16 protein-coding genes are annotated in these 23,253 nt (G+C 39.5%); 9 read left to right on the top strand and 7 right to left on the bottom strand.

All coding sequences use genetic code 11. From position 1 onward, the window contains the following. Positions 1–51 precede the first annotated feature (51 nt). Positions 52–498 (top strand): hypothetical protein, encoded by a 447-nt coding sequence (locus B9A58_RS00425; RefSeq protein WP_084370450.1) that lies wholly within the window; start codon positions 52–54, stop codon positions 496–498. 188 nt (positions 499–686) lie between these two features. Here B9A58_RS00425 and B9A58_RS00420 read toward each other — a convergent pair whose 3' ends face one another. Together B9A58_RS00420 and B9A58_RS00415 are read right to left on the bottom strand one after the other, a co-directional pair. Next, complete coding sequence (locus B9A58_RS00420; RefSeq protein WP_084370449.1) at positions 687–3,278, bottom strand: ABC transporter permease; 2,592 nt, start codon at positions 3,276–3,278, stop codon at positions 687–689. Beyond that, on the bottom strand, positions 3,275–3,601 hold the full coding sequence (locus B9A58_RS00415; protein ID WP_084370448.1) for a PadR family transcriptional regulator: 327 nt from the start codon (positions 3,599–3,601) through the stop codon (positions 3,275–3,277). The genes B9A58_RS00420 and B9A58_RS00415 overlap by 4 nt, the downstream gene beginning before the upstream one ends. Before the next feature lie 125 nt (positions 3,602–3,726). Here B9A58_RS00415 and B9A58_RS00410 point away from each other — a divergent pair, with 125 nt between their 5' ends. Next, positions 3,727–4,278 (top strand): ExbD/TolR family protein, encoded by a 552-nt coding sequence (locus B9A58_RS00410; protein ID WP_084370447.1) that lies wholly within the window; start codon positions 3,727–3,729, stop codon positions 4,276–4,278. 2 nt (positions 4,279–4,280) lie between these two features. Continuing rightward, on the top strand, positions 4,281–4,739 hold the full coding sequence (locus B9A58_RS00405) for an ExbD/TolR family protein (protein WP_084370446.1): 459 nt from the start codon (positions 4,281–4,283) through the stop codon (positions 4,737–4,739). Here the strand turns inward: B9A58_RS00405 and B9A58_RS00400 are convergent. Further along, entirely contained in the window at positions 4,736–5,212 is a 477-nt protein-coding gene (locus tag B9A58_RS00400) for a nucleoside deaminase (RefSeq protein WP_245826954.1), read from the bottom strand. The two genes, B9A58_RS00405 and B9A58_RS00400, sit on opposite strands and share 4 nt — an antisense overlap. 745 nt (positions 5,213–5,957) lie before the next feature. On the opposite strand from B9A58_RS00400, the gene B9A58_RS00395 reads away from it, so the two are divergent. The 3 genes from B9A58_RS00395 to B9A58_RS00385 all read left to right on the top strand — a co-directional run bounded on the left by B9A58_RS00395 (position 5,958) and on the right by B9A58_RS00385 (position 12,137). After that, on the top strand, positions 5,958–10,010 hold the full coding sequence (locus B9A58_RS00395) for a reprolysin-like metallopeptidase (protein WP_084370445.1): 4,053 nt from the start codon (positions 5,958–5,960) through the stop codon (positions 10,008–10,010). 121 nt (positions 10,011–10,131) lie between these two features. Beyond that, positions 10,132–10,551 carry a hypothetical protein gene (locus B9A58_RS00390; RefSeq protein WP_084370444.1) on the top strand — a complete coding sequence of 140 codons (420 nt, stop codon included), beginning with the start codon at positions 10,132–10,134 and terminating at the stop codon, positions 10,549–10,551. A gap of 152 nt (positions 10,552–10,703) precedes the next feature. Then, on the top strand, positions 10,704–12,137 hold the full coding sequence (locus B9A58_RS00385; protein WP_084370443.1) for a nitrogen regulation protein NR(II): 1,434 nt from the start codon (positions 10,704–10,706) through the stop codon (positions 12,135–12,137). A gap of 12 nt (positions 12,138–12,149) precedes the next feature. Here B9A58_RS00385 and B9A58_RS00380 read toward each other — a convergent pair whose 3' ends face one another. Continuing rightward, positions 12,150–13,499 (bottom strand): DEAD/DEAH box helicase, encoded by a 1,350-nt coding sequence (locus B9A58_RS00380; RefSeq protein ID WP_084370442.1) that lies wholly within the window; start codon positions 13,497–13,499, stop codon positions 12,150–12,152. A gap of 141 nt (positions 13,500–13,640) precedes the next feature. Here B9A58_RS00380 and B9A58_RS20575 point away from each other — a divergent pair, with 141 nt between their 5' ends. The 3 genes from B9A58_RS20575 (at position 13,641) to B9A58_RS00370 (ending at position 16,089) form a co-directional block, all read left to right on the top strand. Beyond that, positions 13,641–13,880 carry a hypothetical protein gene (locus B9A58_RS20575; protein WP_245826952.1) on the top strand — a complete coding sequence of 80 codons (240 nt, stop codon included), beginning with the start codon at positions 13,641–13,643 and terminating at the stop codon, positions 13,878–13,880. Positions 13,881–13,917: 37 nt separating this feature from the next. Beyond that, a complete protein-coding gene (locus tag B9A58_RS00375) occupies positions 13,918–14,448 on the top strand; it encodes a M48 family metalloprotease (RefSeq protein ID WP_245826949.1) in 531 nt (176 codons plus the stop codon). A gap of 105 nt (positions 14,449–14,553) precedes the next feature. Continuing rightward, a complete protein-coding gene (locus tag B9A58_RS00370; RefSeq protein WP_084370441.1) occupies positions 14,554–16,089 on the top strand; it encodes a GAF domain-containing protein in 1,536 nt (511 codons plus the stop codon). A 120-nt stretch (positions 16,090–16,209) separates the two neighbouring features. On the opposite strand, the gene B9A58_RS00365 is transcribed toward B9A58_RS00370, so the two are convergent. The 3 genes from B9A58_RS00365 to B9A58_RS00355 all read right to left on the bottom strand — a co-directional run bounded on the left by B9A58_RS00365 (position 16,210) and on the right by B9A58_RS00355 (position 23,015). After that, positions 16,210–16,401 carry a cold-shock protein gene (locus tag B9A58_RS00365; protein ID WP_084370440.1) on the bottom strand — a complete coding sequence of 64 codons (192 nt, stop codon included), beginning with the start codon at positions 16,399–16,401 and terminating at the stop codon, positions 16,210–16,212. Between the two features lie 31 nt (positions 16,402–16,432). Then, positions 16,433–16,672: a cold-shock protein gene (locus B9A58_RS00360; RefSeq protein WP_084370439.1), complete on the bottom strand. Its 240-nt coding sequence runs from the start codon at positions 16,670–16,672 to the stop codon at positions 16,433–16,435. 202 nt (positions 16,673–16,874) lie between these two features. Further along, a complete protein-coding gene (locus B9A58_RS00355; RefSeq protein ID WP_084370438.1) occupies positions 16,875–23,015 on the bottom strand; it encodes a DUF8202 domain-containing protein in 6,141 nt (2,046 codons plus the stop codon). Positions 23,016–23,253 lie beyond the last annotated feature (238 nt).

The raw sequence follows: 23,253 nt of genomic DNA, 5'->3' as shown, positions 1-23,253 counted from the left end.
AATACCAAACCTATAAGGTTTTTAAAACCTTATAGGTTTCGAAATCAGAAAATGAAAGGCCTAGAAAAATTCCAACCAGACATCTTCTATCACCTTGTCAATCACGCTGTAGGTGATGAGAGTCTCTTCCGAACGGATGAGAATTATCACTACTTTTTAAGAAAGTACGCCTACTATATTTCTTCAGTATCGGACACGGTTTGTTACTGCCTAATGCCCAATCACATTCACATCCGCATCAGAACGCATAGCGAAGAAGTGCTCCAAAAGCATCAAAAGTATAAGGGCGATTTTCATAAGCTGATCATGCAACAAATAAGTAATCTATTGAACGCTTATACTAAGGCATACAATAAAAAATATGAACGAAAAGGAGCACTTTGGGTAGACTATACCAAACGATTTGAAATAGAAACTGACAGGCATCTCACAACAGTCATTAATTACATTCATCAAAACCCGATCAAACACGGATTTACTCAAAATCTGAACGATTGACCACACAGCTCCTATCCTTCCCATATCTCAAATAAACCAACACTGTTGACAAGAACTAAGGTGCTAAAATGGTTCGGAGGTATCAATGAATATGTGAAATTTCATGTTGAAAATACAGCAGAACTTTTAGATCACTGGGAGAATTAAACCTATAAGGTTTTAAAAACCTTATAGGTTTGGAAATCAGCCTATTCAACCTTCAAGCCATCGGCAGCATTGGATTGAGAAAGCTTACGCACCTGCACCCAAGTCACGATACATAAAACCGCTACCAGAAACACACCTGAGATGATCAAGCCTATATAGTTCATTGGCATGTGGTAAGCAAATACTGTATCAAATAAACTTTGGATGAGCCAATAGCCCAAAGGCGCTCCCAGTAGCATTGAAACAGTGAATAGAGGCACATACTGAGTAGATATAATTTTTGCGATATGACTCAAACGGGCACCTAATACCTTGCGGATGCTAAATTCTTTGATACGTCCGGATACATTGAGCGTAATCAATCCATACAAGCCCAGACTAGCCAGCAAAATAGACACAAAGGCCAGCGCCCGCATGAATTCCGCACTACTGTCGAGGTACTCAAAATAGCCATTGAAAACGCCGCTCTGATAGCCCCCACGAAATGGTGTGTTAGGTAAATTAGCTATCCATTGCTCTCGTAGCGCCTGGTAAACTTCCGGCTGTGTGCCTTCGCTGACTTTCACAGATAAGAATCTGAAATCGTTTGTATCCGTGAGACTAAATACAATGGGCTGGATTTTGATATCAAAATCACGATTATGAAAGCTTTTGACTACTCCTATGATTTCGTACCTGGCACTATCCACTTTGATCACTTCTCCTATCGGATCATCCATCATCAGGTTACTGGCAAACTCTTCATTCACTAGAATTTTTTGTTTGTCCTGTTCGCTATGATCTTCGAAAACCCTACCTGTCATCAGTTCTATACCCATGGTATGTAAGTAATTACTCCCAACCCTCATCATACCGACTGTATAGTCTCGATCTGGACGTGAGATACTCTTTTGCGGAATATGGTGGCCCATGTGCTGGGTAGAGCCCGAGATGGAGACTACATCTGGGTTTTGTGACATGGCGGCGTGCATTTGCTCAAATGCCAAACGATCTGGCACATCCACATACAGCACTTTTTCAGCATCGTATCCCCAGCTTCTAGTCGCCTGATAGGCATTATTTTGGGTAAACCAAACACCACCTGAAATAGTAATGAAAGCCAGTATCAGCTGAAAAGTCAAAAAGGCCTTAGTTATGAAGCTTTTCTTACCTAATGGTATGGACCCTCTAAAAATACCCACTACTTGAAATTTAGAAATGTACAAAGCCGGATAAATACCAGACCCCAAACCTGTGATCAAAAGCATACTTCCTAAGAATAACCAGAGCGTAGGCTGGGTAAGTACGAGTTCCAATCCACGGCCAAAAAGACTATTGAACCAAGGAATGAAGAGGCTGTAGGCCAAAAACAAACCAAACAAAAGCGCAAAACTGGTCAGCAAAATATTTTCAGTAAGTAACTGCACCAGAACGAGTCTACGGTTAGCACCAATCACCTTGCGTACCCCAATTTCCTTGAGTCGTTTCGCTGCGGATACAATACCAATATTGATATAATTCATGCAGGCTACCAGCATCACAAAGCTTGCCATTATAGACAAGATGACCCAGCCTTCTTTGCGAACACCATAAGAAATGCCATTCTGAATATCATTTGAGACCATATGCAGATCAGCCAATGACACCAATGAAACTGCATTAATGGTTTGCTTAGGATTGGATTCGTTTTGTAATTTCCTATAGCGATCCAACTGGTCAATTACCAAATCTACATCGGCAACCTGATTGATTTGAATCAATGTAGCTGCAATCAACTGATCCCAATTGTCTTCATCATAATTATCAGTAGCTTGTTTTATATTGTCAAATTTGATGAGGAAATCAAAATCTATGGCATGGGCTTTCGGAAAAGGTTCAGCTACCCCTGAGATGGCAAAGGATTTCGTTTTATCATTACCAAAAGTGATTAATAAATCTTTTCCAACAGGATTGAGGTCTCCGAAATATTTGATCGCCATGTCATTACTTAAGATGATACTTGAAGGGTCATGGAGTGTTTCTGGACTCCCCCATTGCATCGGGAAGGTGAGCATATCCAGAAAAGCGGGATCTACGAGGCGAATCCTTTCATGGAATACCCGATCTTCATATTTGACTATAGTATTGATATCCTGCACCCTACTGCTTTTCTTAATCTGAGGCAAGTCCGCAGTCATGTGCGTAGCAAGTGGCAATGGTGACTGTCCATATTGAAGTTCTTCGCCATCCCGATCTGCAAATGCGGTCACTAAATAGACTTGATGTTTGTTTTCATGAAATTGATCCACGCTAATATCCTGATCGATAAAAGCATACACAATGAGGCAAATACCGATAGCTACGGATAAACCAAAGATGTTGATAAATGAACTGAGTGGGTTCTTCATCAAACTCCGTATGGAAGTTTTGAAATAATTTTTGAACATAATAAAATGGTTAAATTTTGAGTGAAATTGACCGAATCCAACAACTGATGGTCTTAACATTTTAAAGACTTCTAGTCGATAGATGTGACGCGCTTTGGCTACGCCGTGAGTATTAATATTTTCGATAAAAGCTTCTTCTAGATCCCCTTGCAACTCTTCGTACAAGTCAGATTTGCAGAACCATTCGAAGAATCGAGCAAACCATCTGGGTAAATGAGAAGGAATCATGATAAGCTGAGTTTGGGTATCAAGCTCCACATCTCATCGCGCAGCTCACGGGCTTGTTTGAGTGCTTCTTTGCCAGCATTAGTCAACGTATAATAGCGCTTTCTTCTGCCACCCCTTTCTGCAGTGGCGCCACCTGTATGTGAAGTGATAAATCCCTTCTCTTCTAATCTAGTCAATGCCGTATGTAGCGCTCCCCTGCTCAAAGTACGTTTGAGCCTTGAACTTAATTCTTGCTGTATTTTCAAACCATAAGCCTCATCGTCCAGTATGAGAATGGACAACAATACCACTTCCTGAAACTCGCCCAGATTTGATCCTTTCATGATTTATTTGTTTCTGTTTTGAAGACCAAACGTAACAAGTTTTTATTTGTTTCACAAATGAAGACTAAATGAATGATGTGACTATTTCACATGCTACGGATTATATAAAGTAAAAACTAACACTTATGAAACTCAAGAAACCAAAATTAGAACCTAAGGTATCTGCTGGCTCAATGGCGGACATTGCCTTCCTTCTTCTTATTTTCTTTCTGGTAAGCACCCGTCTACTCCAAGATAAAGGCCTTATGCTCCAACTGCCTACTGACCTAGAGCCCACTGAAACACCCATTCATGAGCGAAATCTCTTCAAAGTACTTATCAACTCAAAAAATCAATATTTAATTGAGGGTCAAGTCAGGTCTGACCTATCTGGTTTGGTAGAAGAAATTAAAAGCTTTGTTAAAAACCCAAACTCAAACCCTACCCTTTCAGAAAGTCCTGAAAAAGCAATTATTTCTATTAAAACACAGCGTGGTGCTCAATATGCATCATTTATATCCGTACTTGATCTTATCAAAGAATCTTACTATCAGCTATATGGAGAGAGTGTTGGACTCAGTTCAGATGAGTTTAGAAAACTCAGCAAAGCCAATCCCTCCGAGCTGGCCTTATATCAAAAGGCTCGAAAGGCATTTCCAATGAACATTTCAATTGCAGACCCAGATAAACTTAAATAATTATGAAAATCAGAAAGAAAACAGCAGCTACTGCAGAAATATCAACCGCCTCTATGCCGGATATTGTCTTTTTATTATTGTTCTTTTTTATGGTAACAGCTACCATTAAAGTGAATGAAGAGCAATTGAATGTTCAAATTCCAAATGCACATTCACTTACATCAGTGGATAAGAAATTCTTAATCAAAGAGCTTTTTGTAGGCATTCCTAAAGACTCAAAACTTGGTGCTTCGCCAAGGATTTCAGCTAATAACAAACTGATCAGTCTAGATCAAATTGCACAATGGGTGCAAGAACAAAAGTCAGACCTAGGTGAAGTTTACAAAGATCAGCTGATCGTCATGCTCAAAGCGGATGAACATGTGGATATGGGACTTATTGGAGACATACAAATGGAGCTAAGAAAAAATAATGCAAGAAAGATTTTATACCGAACGCTAGATCATCCGCTGAACTATTAATAGCTTTTTTTGTTCAGACTTTCAGTCCATTTGGTAAAAGCAATTAAGGCCTCATTCTGCATCAGCTGACGTGTGAATAGCTTTCGATCAGTAATTGGTTTGGCCAATTCTTCATAGATAAATTGGTCATCAAATTGAATAGCAGCTGCATCTGCTTTGGTATTTGCAAAGTATAGTTTGTCGGGTCTAGCCCAATAAATTGCACCTAAGCACATGGGACAGGGCTCGCAACTGGTGTACACTTCACATCCATCAAGTTGAAAAGTGCCCAAGGATTGGCAAGCTGCTCTTATGGCTACCATTTCAGCATGTGCAGTAGGATCACTGTTGGCTGTTACTTGATTGGTACCTCTGGCAATTATTTCTCCATTTTTCACTATCACCGCACCAAAGGGGCCTCCAGCATTAGATTCGACATTGTGAATAGAAAGTCGAATGGCTTCCTTCATGAAATTGTTTTCGCCTTGATTCATTTGCTTACTTTTAAACATAAAATTCCTAAAGTAACACTTATCTACAAAATATTTTTTTCAAAGAAAGAATCACAATTATACAATTCATTTATAACTCAAAATGCAGGGATAAATGTTTCTACATATAACTACTACTATCATCTATTAAAGCCTATCATTCAAATATTGAAGGCCAATTGGGCTTAATTTTAATCCTAAATATTAAATTCATTCTAACACAATTATATAGTATATAAACTTGATTAAGTACTATTTAGACCTCGCAGTATTTGAAAACAAATTTGCTTTATTAAAATGCTAAACATATATTCGGGGTTTCGTTAACCAAAATATTATTCTTTAAACAACCTAACCGGCCGTGAAAAGACTTTGCCTGACCTACCTAAATGAAATATTCTATGGAATATGCCATTTAACACAAAGCAACTACCCGATGAGAAAGCTATTCTACCCCAACTCCGCTAGTCGTCAATTGCAGAATCACAATCTTGAGATATACTGCAGTCAAGAGTGGGTCGTATAGACTTATCCCCTCATTCTTCTTGAAATACTCTACCATGCGCCAGGTCGCATCAAGAGGAAAATACCGTCTTTATAAAATCATAATTTCAAATGACGAAAAGAACTTCATTGAAACAATAATTATGTTGTTTCAATCAAAAGCTCAATTCAATAAGGATGGTCATTTCTTAATACTCAACAACTATTACTAACTAATTATTCTTATTATCTAAACCCATTTAAGATGAGAAAAGCTTTACTAATGCTAATTTTTCCACTCGTTTTTGGAACTGGCTTTGCCCAGACCAAAAACAATAGCTGGACATCCAGTAGTCCTACTGGAAACACCCTGAATTCCAGGGTAAAAACCACACAATCTGAGGTATATGACCTTGATCTCGATGCGCTAAAGCAAAACCTGACCCATGTTACGAGTAGAGAAAACTCAAACGGTCGTACCAATCACATGATTAGTTTTCCTACTGCTGATGGCACCATTGAGGCATTCAGAGTCGTGGAAGCTTCTGTGATGCATCCTGATCTTGCTGCTAAATACCCAGGTATAAAATCGTATGCAGGACAAGGTATTGATGATCCAAGTGCTACTATCAGGTTCAGTTTATCTGATCAGAAAGGATTCCATGGTATGATCCTTTCTGGAACGAAGGGATTGAGCTACATAGATCCTACTACTGAAGACCTTAAAAGTTACCGTGTTTATGCACGTAAAAACATTGACAATCTGGTTTCAGAATTTCAATGCATGACAGATGAGGAAATAGACTTGCCATCCCTAATGAATGATGGCAATGGCAGCTCTCTACGTACCAATGACAAAAAACTTAGAAAGTACAGATTGGCTATGTCATGTACAGCAGAATACGGAAATATATTTGCTGGATCAGGAACCAATGCGCAAAAAATAGCAAACATTCTGGCACAGATGAACATTACCATGACCAGAGTCAATGGTGTTTATGAACGCGATTTAGCTATCACCATGGAACTAATCGCAAACAATGACGCCATCATGTATTATGGCGCTACTAACTCTGATCCATGGACGAATGAATACAATAACAAAACACAACAAGTCATTGATGCGGCTATTGGTGATAGCAACTATGATATCGGTCACAACTTCAACACCACTGGTGGAGGTAATGCTGGCTGTATTGGCTGCGTTTGTACTAGTGGTAGCAAAGGAAGTGGTTATACAGGTAGATCAAACCCAACGGGTGATGCCTTTGACATTGACTATGTAGCCCATGAAATTGGACATCAATTTGGTGGTTATCACACGCAAAGCAACTCAAGTTGTAGAAGTGGCAGTGGCGCTACAGAAGTTGAACCAGGTAGTGGTAGCTCAATCATGGGTTATGCAGGTATCTGCTCTGCCAATGTACAAAACAACAGTGATGCCTATTTCAACTATGTAAACATTAGAGATATATCATCTAATATTCAAACTGGCACAAGCTCAACGTGTGCACAAATCACCAACATCTCGAACAACCCTCCTTCTGCGAATGCAGGAGCAAACTATTCAATCCCTAAATCAACCGCTTTTGTTTTGAGAGGTCAGGGTTCTGATCCTGATGGTGATGCTATTACTTACACATGGGAGCAAAATGATCCAGAGAATCCAAATTCTAATTCTGCTCCTTCTTCGACCAGAACTTCTGGCCCTATGTTTAGATCTAAGGAAGGAACAACTTCTCCTGACAGATACATGCCACAGATTTCTGATGTAGTAGCTGGCAACCTTACGCCTACTTGGGAAGTGGTACCATCTGTAGCCAGAAGTATGGAATTTGCACTTACCGTGAGGGACAACAAAGCAGGAGGTGGACAAACAGATGATGATTTAATGACTGTTACTGTAGTTAATGTCACTCCATTTACCATGTCTGCACCTAATACAAACGTGACTTGGAATGTAGGCCAGACAGAAACCGTGACCTGGAATGTGGGATCAACTGGTTCTTCTCCAATCAACTGTGCGAATGTGAATATCTTATTATCAACAGATGGAGGATACACCTACCCAATCACACTATTGTCAAATACAGCCAATGATGGTTCTGCCAACATTACTGTACCAAACAATGTTTCTACTTCATGTAGAGTAATGGTGGCAGCAGCTGATAACATCTTTTATGATATCTCTAATACGAACTTCTCTATTGAAGGAGCTATTGCGTGTAACGCAACTGTACCAACAGGATTGGCTGCATCTAGCGTAGGATCTACTACGGCCACCCTTAATTGGAATGCTGTAGCAGGTGCTTCTTATCAGGTGAGACATCGTGCAACTGGCACTTCAACTTGGACCACTACATCTGCTGGCAGCAACAGTCTTTCGCTTACTGGATTGTCTATTCTTACTGAATACGAAGCGCAAGTAAGAAGTGTATGTACAAGTTCAAATTCTAGCTATAGTTCGTCTGTGGTATTCACTACTACTGAGGTTCAGTTAAACTATTGTTCGTCCAATGGCAACAATACCAGTGATGAATACATTGGCAGAGTTCAGCTGGGTAGCATTGACAATAGCACAGGTGCTGGCTCTGGTGGATATGCAGATCACACCAACTTCAGCACCAACCTAATCATTGGTGATGCTAACACCATTACTGTAACTCCTACATGGACAGGGACGGTATATAATGAAGGCTATGCAGTATGGATTGATTACAATCAGGATGGTGATTTCACGGATTCGGGCGAACAAGTATGGTCTGCATCTGCCTCAAAAACTACACCTGTAGGTGGTTCATTCACTGTACCTGGGTCTGCAGCTGTAGGGAATACAAGACTAAGAGTTTCTATGAAATACAATGGTGTACCATCAAGTTGTGAATCATTTGACTATGGTGAAGTAGAGGATTATACTGTAAATATTCAAAATGCGACAGCTGACACTGAAGCCCCAAGTGTTCCTGGTGGATTGGCCACAGCCAATATTACAGAAACGTCAATGGATCTTACTTGGAACGCTTCTACTGACAACGTAGGAGTCACAGGTTACAACGTATATCTGGACGGAAGTTTGGATGGCACAACCACTGGAACTTCTTATGCATTCACTGGACTAACTGCAGGTACAAGCTATACACTAGCCGTAAGTGCTGTGGATGCAGCAGCTAATGAGTCTGCTACTGGAAGCACAAGTGCAAACACATTGGATCCTGTGACGGGATGTGTTGGTGGAGTTTCTTCTTTTCCTTATTCAGAAGGGTTTGAAAGTGGTATTGGTGCCTGGACACAGAGTACTGCTGACGATTTAGATTGGACTGTAGATGCGAGTGGTACTCCTTCAAGTAGCACTGGGCCATCTTCAGCAACTGAAGGGTCAAACTATCTATATGTAGAGTCTTCAGGTAATGGTACAGGATTTCCTAACAAGGTAGCTACAATCAGTAGCCCATGTTATGATCTTTCAGCCGAATCTGCCGCTACTTTCAGTTTCTCCTACCACATGTATGGCAGTACCATGGGAAGCCTCAACCTTCAGGCCAGTGTTGACGGAAGTTCTTGGGCATCACTTTGGAGTCTTTCTGGCAATCAAGGAAATGCTTGGTCAAATGCTTCTATTGACTTGGCAGCTTATGTTGGCGGATCAGTACAGCTTAGATTTGTAGGCACTACTAATTCGAGTTATACCAGTGATATGGCTATTGATAAACTGAATCTATCATCTGGAGCTAGTGGTGGCTGCACTGATGTTACTTTGACACTGACATTAGATAACTATCCAGCAGAAACTTCGTGGTCTATCACTGATGATCTTGGCAGTACAGTGATGTCTGGTGGATCATATACAAATGGTGACAAAAACACAACTAAGATTGATACCAGCTGTTTGGAAGATGGATGTTACACATTTACAATCAATGATTCTTATGGTGATGGTATTTGCTGTAGCTATGGCAATGGTTCTTACGCGTTAGAAGATGCAAGTAGCAATTTATTGGCATCAGGTGGCGCTTTCACCAGTTCTCAGGCTACGAACTTCTGTCTCAACAGCTCATCAGCAAGAGGACAATCTTTGGTTGAAAGATTTGAACCTACTCAAGAACCAAACATTTACCCCAACCCTGCAAGTACCATGCTTTATGTGAATACACCAGCAGATTTGGTCTCTATTCGGATTTTGACGGTAAGTGGGCTTTACGTTAGTGATGTGAAAATTACAGACAATGGCATTGACGTATCAAATCTAAAAACAGGCGTATATATTGTATCTGTCCTGACAGAGAAAGCAACAATCAATTCAAGGTTTATTAAGAACTAACCCATACTATTTACTTTCTAAGTAAATTGAACAAGGCCTCTGGAGTAAATTCCAGAGGTTTTGTTTTGTAATATGTGGTATCATTATTGACTCATTGTTTTAAAAAGACCCCTATTAATCTATGAAGATTCGAGTTCTAAGCTTCTTTCTTTTACTATCCATTTCTGCACATGCTCAAATTGATACAATAGTCAAAATTGAATTCCAATCTCTGTCCAGAGGGTATTATGAACATATCTCAATCACTGAGGATAGCTTGGTTGTAAGAAAAAATGAAAATCGTTCAGCTGAAGAATCAGTGAATAAAAGAGCTCTTTCAAAAAAGGAATGGAAATCCCTTCTCAAGGAGTTCAATCATGTGAACCTGGAATCACTTCCAGTTTTAGAGTCCCCTACGATGAAGCGTGCGTATGATGGTGCTAGGCATTCGTCCCTTAAGGTTTACAGCACTAAAAGCTTTTACGAGCATTTATTCGATGATGACAATCCACACACCAAGCTGCAGCCTGTAATGAAATGCATCAGGTCAATAGCTAATTAGTTATTAATTTTTTGTTAAAAATCACCTTTGCAGTAACTAATCAAACGTTGAAGTGCTAATTTTGCTCTTTCTTAATTAACTTAAGACAAGTCATAAACCACATTTTACTTGTTGACAGAGATTCAACAAATAAAATATAGCCACTAAACTTATTGATTAATCTACAGTCTATAGAGTCCTTTTTTCTGGCGGGTTCTGCTTCCAATCAAAGCCATACTTCAAAAGAGCGAGTCATTTTAGCTAATGTGCTCTTTCTGGTTGTGCCAGTGATCATCCTGATTTCCTATCTGTTGGACTACAAGGAATATATAAAACCCTGGTCCGAATTCAACTTTGATCAATTTACGAGGTTAATGTTTGCTATGGCCTCTGTGCTGTGCTATTTCATCAACCGTCAAGGACTTTTCACCATAAGCAGATGGCTCTATTTATTGTCATGGATTGCCTTTTGGCTTGTTCTGGATCCAGTCATACAAGGCACAGAAGTCGATTACTATTTTCACTTCGATCTGAGTATTATAGGTTTCGCTGTGGTTTGTCAAATACTTTTCTCGTTCAGAAAATCACCTTTTGCCTTTGGTTTTCTGCTGCTCTTTAGTCTGATAAGCATTTTTTATCAACAATCGTATCTGTTGTATTTTGATAATAACAGAATAGAGACAGAAAAATTTCTGGACAATGACTACACCTACTTTACCTCCATCTATTACTGGGCCATATTCAATATAGTCATTGGCTATTTGTTATATATATATGAAAAGTCGAATGTCCGTCTGCTAAATAACAACATCAAACTAGACCAACTGACTACGAATCTTGAAGAAGTGGTCAAAGAAAGAACAACTGACCTTAGACAAAAGCAAAGTCAGTTAATCGGAATTACAGAACGACTACAGGAAAGTGAAGAAAAGTACCGCAAACTATTTACTAATAGTTTTGAGGGCATTGCCAGACTTGATTTGGAAGCGCCCATGCGCATTGATTTACCCAAAGAAGAACAGATTGATTATCTGCTCAATCATCTGAAATTGGTGGAATGCAATCATGTATTTGCGGAACTCTACCTCCACAAAAATCCCAACGAGCTTATTGGCAAGAGTCTGTCATTTGTCATGGATCATGAGGAATCGGCTGTAAATCTGCTCCATGCCATTGTTGACAACAGTTATCACCTCAATGGCAAAGTGCTTGCCGAATCTATACACGACACAGACTGCTGGTTTATCAGCCATGTCACCTCGCAACTTGATGATGGTAAGTTGAGCTGGATGTGGCTCAACAAATTGGATATAACAGAAAAAAGCAGACAGGATCAGGAACGTAAATTATTACTTCAAAACCTGGAAGAATATGCTTTTCAGACTTCGCATGAATTGCGTGGCCCCCTCTCACGATTGCTTGGATTAACGAGTCTGATGCAGGATAAAAATACTTTCAAACAAGATGAGCTGCCCGAAATGCTCAAACATATCAATGATACATCCATTGAGATCGATGATGTGATCAGAATGATGAATCAAGTGCTAACCAAGAGTACCTTTGAAAGCAAGCTAACTAAAGACAGGTCTACAAATCATGACAGTTGATACCCTTTAAGATTATCTCCTCTTCTTTTTATTTTGATTTTTATCTCCTCTGGTCTTTGGCTTTTTGTGCTTTGATGCCAGTTTGCGCTTGTATGAACCCCCTAAGTTTACCTTTTTGTTTTTCTCCTTTTTTTCTTCGTCTTCCGAGGTTGCTACACGTGGCTTAGTGTTTCTGTTGTAATTGCTCTCTGCCACTTTAGGTCTTTCTTCAGGTATCAATTCATTAGTGACTTCAACTGCTTCCGGAAAATCCATATTTGGGATTTGGTAATCCATCAGAGTCTCAATCGTTTCTTTGAGTACCTCTTCTTTTTCTGTATAAAACAAAATTGATTTGCCAAGCTCCTCTGCCCTACCCGTCCGACCAATTCTATGCATATAATTCTCAGCATAATTGGGTACATCAAAGTTAATGACGTGAGACACCCTTTCTAGATCAAGTCCACGGGCTATCACGTCTGTTGCAATCAATATTCTCTTACTGCCTTCATCAAATTCTTCTACAGATCTCAAACGGTAGTTCTGTGATTTATTTGAATGAATGATACAAACCTGTGAGCCATAAGATTCTTCCACAGCATCAAACAATCGATCCGCCAATTTCTTATTTGAAATGAAAACCAAAACTTTGTGGAATTCAATTTTGTTCTCCAACAAATGATTGAGCAACCTGGTTTTGGTATGAAAATTCTTAGCTGCATAACTGGATTGAGCAATGTTGTCTAATGGTGTTCCACTGACTGCAACAGCTATTTTCTGAGGTGTAGTGAAAAAGTCTTCAATCAAGGCGTCAACTTCCTCAGTCATTGTAGCTGAGAACATGATGTTTTGTCTACGCGTCGGAAGTAATTCAAAAAGATTGGTTAGCTGAACTCTGAATCCTAAGTCTAGCATGACGTCCACCTCATCGATCACTAATTTGTTGATATCCCTTGGTTGTAGTGCTCTATTTATGATCAAATCATAAAGGCGGCCTGGTGTAGCCACAATGATATCCTGACCTTCAAGTAAAGCCTCCTTTTGTACTTTGATATTAGATTCCCCATAGACACCAAGTACTCTCACATTGATATATTTTGCTAATATTTCAATTTGTTCTACTACCTGCACCACAAGCTCTCTAGTAGGGACAAGAATCAAAATTCTGGGAGTGCTTTGCTTTGAAAATTTAAGCTCTTGCAGCAGGGGTAGTACGTAAGCGAAGGTCTTTCCAGTTCCAGTTTGTGAGATTCCTACTAAGTCTTTACCTGATAATATGACAGGATAAGCCTGAGCTTGAATAGGTGTAGGTTTCTCAAAGCCCAAATCAGTAATAACATTAATTAGAGGGTTTTTTAACTGTAGGGAATCAAATGTATCCATGCATGAAATCTTTCGGCAAAACTAGATATAATCCAAGGGACGAAAAAGTCTCATTACTACTTCTCCCATTCATTTTCACTTTTGTGTAACTTTGTTGTTGCCCATTTGTGGTTTGATTATTATGTAACCAAAATTTGTTCAATGAGAGAAAGTAAACATATTCTTTACCTACTGATAGCTGCTATTTTCTTAAACTCGTGTAGTGAAGCCACAGATCAGCTTCTTGGGCTCACACCTGCCAATGACGTAGAATTAGGTAAATCAGTAGTTGCTCAGATTGAGGCGGATCCAACCAACTACCCCATTCTTCCAGAAGCAAATTACCCTGAAGCATACGAGTATATCCAGAATATGACAGCCGCCATAGTTGCCTGCCAGTGATGATGTTAAATATAAAGACCTATTTCATTATAATGAGGTGAAAATTATTGACGCGGATGTTTTGAATGCTTTTGCAACGCCTGGAGGCTTTATTTATGTTTATACAGGTTTGATTAAGTACTTGGATACTGCAGATGATTTAGCGGGTGTTATGGGACATGAAATTGCTCATGCTTCAGAGCGCCACTCAAGTGATCAAATGAAGCAGCAAGTTGGACTCCAATTGCTTAGTCAGATTATTCTAGGTGAAGCGAGCAATTCTCAACTGGCGCAACTAGCTACTGGTTTCTTTGGTCTTAAATTTAGCAGAGATGACGAAGCCGAATCAGATGAACACTCAGTTATTTACTTATCAGATACAGAGTATGCATGTAATGGTGCAGCTACCTTTTTTGAAAAGCTCACTGCCGAAGGACAAGCCGGAGGGCCAGAATTTCTAAGTACACATCCATCTCCAACTTCGCGAGTTGCAGATATCAATGCAAAAGCTAATGACATCAATTGTAGCACTGACAAAATTAAAGAAAGTGGAATGAGTTATGATGATTTCAAAGCTAGTCTTCCATAGAAGCCTAAGAATTGAATAGGTCAAAAACGTGTAAACACGATATTTTTTCGCTAGATTAAGTACTAGCTATGTGACAAATTTCCTTGACTTAACCAAAGACAATTCATGCGTTGGCTCAACATGACTGACTATAAGATCCAATCCAATAAGGTATTCTTCTCTGTCCTTATTGTAAATCTTATGGTGTCGGGTATAATGGTCATTGTTGACCTTACAGTTGATCTTAGGTCTGGGTCGATTATAGTATATACCTCTTATTTCGTGGCCAGCCTTGCTGTCACCTTGCTCAGTATAAGATTTGCTCATGCTACGTGGATAAGGTTCCTTATGCCTCTACTCATATTTATATTAATTGAATTTCTATTCCTCGCTCAACCCCAGACATTCAATACTACCATTTATTGGTTTCCATTTATACCCATTTTGGCAGTATTAATTCAGGGACTTCAAGCCTCTAGAATTTGGTTTATTATTATTTTGGTCTCCTATCTTTTCAATTTTTTGATTGTGCTCGAATCTGTAGGAAGTACTTACAATTTATTAGTTTCAAGCAGTGCATCTTATTGGTCAGGAGTGGTTTTTCTTGGTGCCATTCTAGCGTCTACCTATTTATTGTATAATCTTCTGGGCGAAGCTTATAGCAAAACAGTCGAAAACAATCAGGAGCTTACTAATCTTAAAAATAGCGTAGAGCAAAAAAGCCTGCAACTCACTGCATTCAATGCTGCACTGATTGAATTGACAAGGAATCCTGAAGCATTTAAGACTACTAAAAATCTTTTTGAGAATGTTTGTGCCTTGGCTCAGGATTCATTGGAAGTAGATCGCGTTAGTATTTGGCTGTTCAATACGGATCGAAACATATTGGAATTGAAGTATTTAGTTGAAAATGGCTCAGAGAATACAAAAGAGATTGTCATCAGTCAGGTTGATTATCCATCCTATTTCGAAGCCGTAGAAACCAAACCCTACATTATGGCACATAATGCCATTTCTAACCCTGACACTTCAGAGTTCAAAGACAATTATCTGGCACCTCTAGGTATTAAATCCATGCTCGACTGCCCTATTTTGCTAGATCAGAAGGCCATAGGCGTGGTCTGTTGTGAGCATATCAGGAACACAAGAAAATGGGAAGCAGAACACGCCCTGATCACTCAATCTTTAGCAGATTTTATTGCTTCTCATTATAAAAACAAAAAAATAAAAGAGCTGCTAAACACACTGAAAAGTCAAAACAAAGAACTTTCACTGAGCAGTACCATGATTGAATCAATGAACAAAGAATTACATCAGCTCAATGAAAAATTGATTGAATCTAATGGCTCACTTGAAGCCGCAGTAGACAAAAGAACCCAGAAGCTTCTCATACAAAACAATCAACTTAAGGAATATGCTTTTGTCAACTCACACATGCTGAGAGCTCCTCTATCCAGCATTCTGGGAATATCAAACTTGCTTCAAATACACAATACATCTATACAAGATGAAGAGCTTTTGAAAGCCCTACATGAATCAACCAAAAATCTGGATGAAATTGTAAGGAAAATAAGTTCAACACTGGAAGATGGAAGCAACCTGACCAGAAAGGATATAGATTACATTATCAACAAACGCTTCAAAAATTCTGAAATCAAGTAAGAAGTATCTTATTCAAATCTATGAAGTAACCCCTGTGATAAATACTTTTCAGATAGGGCAAAAAAAAAGCGAGTTCAAATGAACTCGCTTGACTTTTTTGTATGATATCAAAAGAAAGGATTAACCCAGAACTTTTACGTTTACTGCGTTGATGCCTTTTTTACCTCTTTCGGTGTCAAATTCAACTTCGTCGTTTTCTCTGATTTCATCCACTAGACCTGAAGTGTGTACAAAAATGTCGTCTCCTCCATCTGATGGCTTAATGAAACCAAATCCTTTGGCGTCATTGAAAAATTTTACTGTTCCTTGCATTGTTTATTAAATTATTAAAAAAAATCTTTGTTTAAGTTCTTGGTCGCGGAAGGGAAGCATCTTTTTTTTCATCCTTTTTTTCGACTTTTGGCTCTGGTGGTTCGGATAAAATATTTCCAAATTCATCAACGTACGCCATCATGTCAGATAACTCTCCTCCTTTGTTGTTATTTTCTTGTCTTTCCTTTCGTCGCTCCTCTTTTTCCTTCTTCTTCAGCATTTTTTTCTTTGCCTTCTGATTCTTGATGAAGCTATTCTGGGATTTTGACATATCGTATATTTAGATTTAAAAATTGAGCACTTTACCCAACTATGGAAATACTAAAACCTAAACAGATAAGCCTAAAAAATTATGTAGAAAGGACAAATACGGAATGGTTCTTCTTGATTCCAGCGACAAAGGTAGTTCTTTAATTTAATATAAATACCAACATTCTGTTTTATCAAAAATATCCTTGGAGTTTCTACACGACCTAATGATCAATTCTTACGGAAAATGATTGAATCTGATCTCTAATTGCAAGTTTTAAAATATAAAAACCTGCCTCAAGATGCGCAATCGGAATGAACAAGTTGTTTGACTCAAATCTGTAAGTAACTGGATAATCTCTCCCTGAAATATCAATAACGTTTAAGGAAGTAATTTCGCTAATTGAAGTTTTATGTTCAAAAGATACATTGATCACTTCCTTGGCTGGATTAGGGTAAACCTGAATACGAGTATATCCACTTTCAATCATAATCACATCAGATGAATTGGATTTCCCATCGTTATCTACCTGAGTAAGCCGATAATAACTTTTCCCTTGTAAAGGTTTTTTGTCCAACCATTTGTAATCTACAATTTCGTTGGAATCGTCATTGCCATCTACCCTCACTATCTCTTCAAATGAATCTACATGCTGACTTCTTTCGAGTATAAAGTAGTCATTATTGAGTTCACTCAAGGTACGCCATGTGAGTTCTATTCCAAGATCACTATTCAACCCTTTGAAAAAGGCCAGATCAATCGGCAGGGCAGAATTAGGGTTCCCAGGTTCAAAAAAAGCTGCAAAAGATGAAAAACTATTCACACTAAGTGTGAACTGGTAATCACTTCCTCTAAATTGTTCTCCTCTACTATGAATAAGTTCCGTACTACTCCCTTCTTCAAATGGATTCAGGTCATTTATACCACCCTGTTTAGTGAAATTGATGCTATCCTGAACGAAGTCAGCCATCACATCAGGGTCGTGTCCATCATTAGTTACTTTGGTCCAAAGATCTTGAGGCTCTGAGGCAAGTGAATAAAATCGTAAATAAACAGGATAATCTCCTGCTGGCTGAGTAGTGGGACTGATCCACCAATTTCTATTTAATACATACTCTTGAAAAGCACCCAGCATTCTGTTTCTTACATTAGACTCACCATCCAATTTCCGAACAGCCCAACACGTCTCTCCCAGATCATTTCCAAGCGGGTTTATTGAAAAAACAAGGTTGCCCAGATTGTCTGTGACGTCTACCCATTGATAACCATCAAGTATTTCACAATTGGGATTAGTGGCTTGATAATCTGCTTGCAAGCTCCTGATAGTGGTAATGTCAGATGAAACTGTCGGGCTATTTTCGTTGAAGGGGTCTGTATTGCCAATTACTTCAATATAATCAGGAATGCCATCTTCATCTGTATCACTTGAAAGTTCAATGGGTGCTGTTGCACCAGATTCGATGAGTAGGCTTTCCAATGCATCACTAATGACAGGGGCTGATCCTTCAGCTGAGCCAGTAGCATCATTGACATCGCTTAGGGCTCCACCTCCTGGCAATGGTTCGTCGGCATCACTAGGATCGTAACCATTCAATACTTCATAATAATCAGGAACGCCATCATTGTCTGTATCTGTACTTGAATCTGGGTCTACTGCCCCTCCTTCAGCTGCTATTATAGCTTCTAGTCCATCACTCAATCCATCTCCATCAGAATCAACATTTCCGTCACTAGTTGGCGAATCTGCATCAAAAGGATCAGTTCCATCCCGAACCTCCCTCCAATCTGATAGCCCATCTTCGTCTGTATCTGTATTTCTTGATACAGGGGCTACTACACCCTGATCAATTAAGAGCTGTTCTAATGCACTACTAATCCTACCAGAATTTAGTGAAAGGGTAGTTTCTAGTGGGCCATTGGCATCGTCTGCATCAGTAGGTGGAGATCCAGCTCCACCAGCCACAGGACTGTCTCCATCATTGTAGTCGCTTCCATGCGCCACTTCAAAATAGTCTGGAATTCCGTCACCGTCAGTGTCGCTAGTGATGTCTATTCCTGTAGCCAGACCAAAATGAGTAGCACCTGAGAAATCTACATAGTTAATTGTTACAATTTCAGAATTGAATGAATGAGCAGCAATAATGTCAAGTACGCCATCCGTAAAGTCATCATTATCATCCAATATCAATGCAAAGTCAGCTACTACATAGCCTGTATTGTCTTCCGATGATAGATCGAAAGAAATGCTCACAGTTCCTACATCATTGACTTCATACACACCCCATTTACGGGTGACACGTTCTGTTACCGAAACTGGAAGGCCTGAGGAAATATAGTTCAAGGAACCATTATCATCTCCAATGACTAAACCATCTAAATTATTTAATGAAGATGGGTTATTCACCTCTATCTCGTCACTTCCATTTATACTGCCCGTAGAATCCAAGTACAAACCTTGATCATTATTTGCCACTATTCCACGCACCCGAGTATTATAACCCGTTCTATCGTAGATGGTCGTTCCGCCATTGTATGTATAGTCACTGGCAGATATATCTAAATCAATTCCGTATTTTAATGCATAGTAGCTTTCAACGTCTCTTCGATCTGAAGCAGAAATTGCCGTACTCCAAAATCCAATTTCGGCCAAATCACCATTGAATCCAGAGCTGCCAGTTGGGGTAGCTCCAAGGCCTAAACCTGCACTGCCTCCAGCTAAAGTACCAGCATTTGAAGTACCATCACTTGAATTTCCGTTGACATAAATATTATTGCTCGTGGCAGAAGTAGATTGATAGGTGATAATTTGAAACTCTGAAGGAGTGACAATATCTGTACTGCCAATCGCTTGTTCACTTGAACTAGCGTCTACAAATATCATAGAGGCATTGCTTCCATTCAAACCAAAACCTGCCCTGTTGGTACTTGATGTTTCCCATACGGCCAGATAAGTGCCTGAATTAGGCCTTACGACCGCCATGACCGTGTTATCAGTAGTTCCGAAAATTGTTGTCCCTGTTATAATTCCGTTGGATTCTAGATAAGTGGAGCCATCAAATGAAATATAATTGTATCCATTCACTGATGCTATTTGAGGAGGTGAGCCATCTACATCCTCTAAGGCACTTAAGCCTGCTGCCGAAACTTGGTTGTCCCATTGGGTGACATCGCTACCACTGGTAGTAACGCCTGAATCAGATGTAATCCATAAGGTGCCATTGCTGATACCAATTGCACCAGATGGTAAAGCTGGTAGCGTAAGCGTAAAATAATCATCATTTGAAAAAGTGACATTATTAAATATGATGGTGTCACCAGAAAAACTGCTGCCCTCTATGGCTGTTTCAACAGTAGAAAAATCATTCGTGTTATTGATCAATAGAGCATATAAAGAAGGTGCCTTGTTCAGTAACGAATAATTTGTAACTCCTGCCAAATATGCCTTGACGGTCACGGCTCCAGGTGAACCTGTAACATCCACTTGCCATTCGGTAGTGAGGCGTGTACTATATGCTGATGGTAGCTCTGTTGTCTGCGTCAATGTTTTATCACTTCCATCATTCCCCCACATCAAATATTCTCCTGACTCCAGGGCTGAACTTCCAGATACTTTAACTGCTGATCCTGACGCGGTACTTTGAGAAGTTAACTGAATGAGTCCATGATCCAAATTATAACCAATACCTGCAATTTCATTAGCATAGGCATTATTATCGTAAATAGTAGCGCCATTGGCAGTATATCCCTCGACTGAAATATCTAATGAAATACCATATTTAATAGCTAAATAACTCTCAACATCTCTATGATCAGCATCTGAAAGTCGAGAATTGAAGCTAACCACTTCTGAGATTTTGCCGTCATAGCCATTTGTTCCAAGAAAGTTGTTTCCTAATCTGAAATATGAATTAGATCTGTTGGCAAAAGTTCCGTCATCTCCATTGTCAACTTGGATACCATCTACCAGCAATTCTTGTGCTGTTCCACCGTCATTATTTCTGGAGTTGAGCATAATGACTGGACTAGTTATTGACGCCACACCGTCTTCGTAGGCAGACCTATAGCCATCCACTTCATGTCCAATCAGGGTATCTGCCCCCACGCCCAAGTACAAACCTGCATCTGTGCCATTTTGAAGTCCTAGTACCTGACCATTGCTTGCACCCGCAGCAATGGCTAAATCAGGTTTTAAAATGATGAAATACTCCTGCGTGTTAAACCCTGCAATGCCATCCAGAAAATCATCTGAAAAATCAATAGCATCATTGTCATTGATTTCTGCACTAACCAAGCTAGGCTTTTCATCACTATCCCCTTGATCAGCATCATTTCCACTCCCGCTCACATCTTTCCAAGAAGTAACCAAATTACCGCTCGTTTCTAGCCCTTCGTCTGGACGCAACCACAGGGTAAGTCCTGATGATATTCCTCCAGGAGCAATAGTTTGAACATCTCCACCTATGGTGAAGAAATCACCATCATTAAAATCCACATTACTAAATGTAAGAATATCATGTCCTCCCTGATCTGTTACATTTCCTCCAATGATCAAAGCCGTTACTGCGTCATTGGCTAAATCCGTAGGCATGGTCGCAGATGATGGAGCAATTAACAAATTCAGTGTGGTATTGTCCTTATCTACAGCCAGATTAGTGATGTCAAAATTGATTGTAACTGCACCCACATCACCAGTCTCCTTTACCTTCCAAATTCTCTCCAAGCGTTCCGTAATTCCTGATATGACGTCGTCTGTGGTAAATGAATTCGTATTATCATCATTTCCCCAAACAAGGTATTCGCTATCATCCAAATCGTCTGCGGCTTCAATATTTACAATTGTCGCATCATTCACACTTTGGCTACTAGACTGGTTCAATTCCTGTGCTGCTTCATCCTTGCCAATACCAGCTACATCATGATGATAAATTTGGTAATTGGCATCTGTAGTTCCAGGCCAAATGAGAGTTCCTCCGTTGATTTGATAATCAAAATTAATGGTAGCACTCCCTGGATTAGTATCTAATGTAATTCCATATTTAATGCCCAAATAAGTAAATATATCTTGTTGATCACTATCGGTTAGCCGTCCGGTATAACTAATCACCTCGCCTATGCTTCCTTGAAAATCATCAGCAAGATCAAAACCATAGCCTAAGATATAAGGTTGATCACTGAAAGACACAAAATCACCATCCGGGTCTACCTCAATGTTGTCCACACGTTCTCCATTTACAAAAATGTTTTGCCCGTCACTTGTTGCATTAATTCGATCATTAATAATCATAGGGTTGGCCAAAACCACTTCACCAGTCAAATCCTGATAAGCAGATCTATAGCCAGGATTTGGGTCTATTGTATGAGTAATTAACTCATCATCTAATTGTACCGTTGATGAACCAAATTCAAGACTGCCGACGCCACCCACTTGATAACCCAGTATATCTCCCGTTTCGGCAGACGAACTGCTGATAAAATCGGGATCTAGTACGATAAAAATTTCTTGCGTGTAAATACCTGCTGCGCCCTCTATGTGACTATTGTCAAAGTCAATAACAGAGTTATTATTGATCATTTGACCACTTGCAGTTGGTCGATCGACACTGGTTTGCTCATAAGCATGATTCTCATTGCCACTTTCATCTGCCCATGCTCCAAGCTCACTACCGTCAGTTAGCCCTCTAGAACCTGCTTTGAGCCATAGAGACAAGTTGGTGGGCACATTGCCCGGTGAACCATTTGAAGAAGAGTAACTAGTAACTGTAAAATTATCAAAGCCAGCACCTACTCCAAGTGTTTCGTTGTTACCCAGACCTGTGGTGCCTGAAGCGAACCTTATCCTAAATAAAACCTGTGCATTATTCTCTAAAGCATCAGGTAACGGCATTTGGCTAGTAATCCAACCCCCACTTTGTCCATCCCAGCCAGGTAAACCAAAAGCGGTGACATCATCATCATTGAACCAGTTTATACCCTCCTGATCACTGCCAAGAGTAAACCAACCTCCTCCATTATCAGGGGAATATTCTATGGTGAACCCATCTTGTCGATTATCAAACAGGCCAGGGCCAGAGTCATCTGTATCATAACTTATATCCACGGACAGAGCCAAATTATAAAATCCTGTCAAATCAATGACTCCACTTGTAGCCGTCACATCTATGCCTGCAGCGTAATCATCAAAACTTGTGGGATGAAGATAATCTCCATCTGAAGTCCCTAAAGCACCATCGGCATCTCTTGTCCAATTGGTTGTAGTCCACCCATCAGTATCGACTTCGAAGTCAGCTGAATAAACGGTTGTTTGAGCCGTAGAAAATGAACATAAGAAAACTTGGAAAGCGCAGCATAAAACAATCCTTTTCATTTGAAATAGACTTAGTGTTAGAAATTGAACTAAACATCCAAATCAATTAATCTCAGCTGCTGTAAAAGGTGTTTTTTGCTTCTTTATTATGATGATTTCTCAGATCATCATTTATAAGATAGATATATACTCCATGATTTACAATAGTTTGAATTTATATATGAAATATATAGGCATAATCACCTAGATATCATAACGGCAATTTACCTAGTGAAAAATATTGCGTTTTTTACTCTTA

Origin of the sequence: Reichenbachiella faecimaris, from assembly GCF_900176375.1 — a bacterium.
GTDB lineage: Bacteria > Bacteroidota > Bacteroidia > Cytophagales > Cyclobacteriaceae > Reichenbachiella > Reichenbachiella faecimaris.
The sequence above is the reverse complement of the archived record's forward strand: the minus strand, read 5'-3'. Positions and strand labels throughout refer to the sequence as shown.

What these genes read in the sequence shown, in the direction of transcription:
- B9A58_RS00425 (WP_084370450.1), top strand. Translation starts at nt 52, where the DNA reads ATGAAAGGCCTAGAAAAATTCCAACCAGACATCTTCTATCACCTTGTC.
- B9A58_RS00420 (WP_084370449.1), bottom strand. Translation starts at nt 3,278, where the DNA reads ATGATTCCTTCTCATTTACCCAGATGGTTTGCTCGATTCTTCGAATGG.
- B9A58_RS00415 (WP_084370448.1), bottom strand. Translation starts at nt 3,601, where the DNA reads ATGAAAGGATCAAATCTGGGCGAGTTTCAGGAAGTGGTATTGTTGTCC.
- B9A58_RS00410 (WP_084370447.1), top strand. Translation starts at nt 3,727, where the DNA reads ATGAAACTCAAGAAACCAAAATTAGAACCTAAGGTATCTGCTGGCTCA.
- B9A58_RS00405 (WP_084370446.1), top strand. Translation starts at nt 4,281, where the DNA reads ATGAAAATCAGAAAGAAAACAGCAGCTACTGCAGAAATATCAACCGCC.
- B9A58_RS00400 (WP_245826954.1), bottom strand. Translation starts at nt 5,212, where the DNA reads ATGAATCAAGGCGAAAACAATTTCATGAAGGAAGCCATTCGACTTTCT.
- B9A58_RS00395 (WP_084370445.1), top strand. Translation starts at nt 5,958, where the DNA reads ATGAGAAAAGCTTTACTAATGCTAATTTTTCCACTCGTTTTTGGAACT.
- B9A58_RS00390 (WP_084370444.1), top strand. Translation starts at nt 10,132, where the DNA reads ATGAAGATTCGAGTTCTAAGCTTCTTTCTTTTACTATCCATTTCTGCA.
- B9A58_RS00380 (WP_084370442.1), bottom strand. Translation starts at nt 13,499, where the DNA reads ATGGATACATTTGATTCCCTACAGTTAAAAAACCCTCTAATTAATGTT.
- B9A58_RS20575 (WP_245826952.1), top strand. Translation starts at nt 13,641, where the DNA reads ATGAGAGAAAGTAAACATATTCTTTACCTACTGATAGCTGCTATTTTC.
- B9A58_RS00370 (WP_084370441.1), top strand. Translation starts at nt 14,554, where the DNA reads ATGCGTTGGCTCAACATGACTGACTATAAGATCCAATCCAATAAGGTA.
- B9A58_RS00365 (WP_084370440.1), bottom strand. Translation starts at nt 16,401, where the DNA reads ATGCAAGGAACAGTAAAATTTTTCAATGACGCCAAAGGATTTGGTTTC.
- B9A58_RS00360 (WP_084370439.1), bottom strand. Translation starts at nt 16,672, where the DNA reads ATGTCAAAATCCCAGAATAGCTTCATCAAGAATCAGAAGGCAAAGAAA.
- B9A58_RS00355 (WP_084370438.1), bottom strand. Translation starts at nt 23,015, where the DNA reads ATGAAAAGGATTGTTTTATGCTGCGCTTTCCAAGTTTTCTTATGTTCA.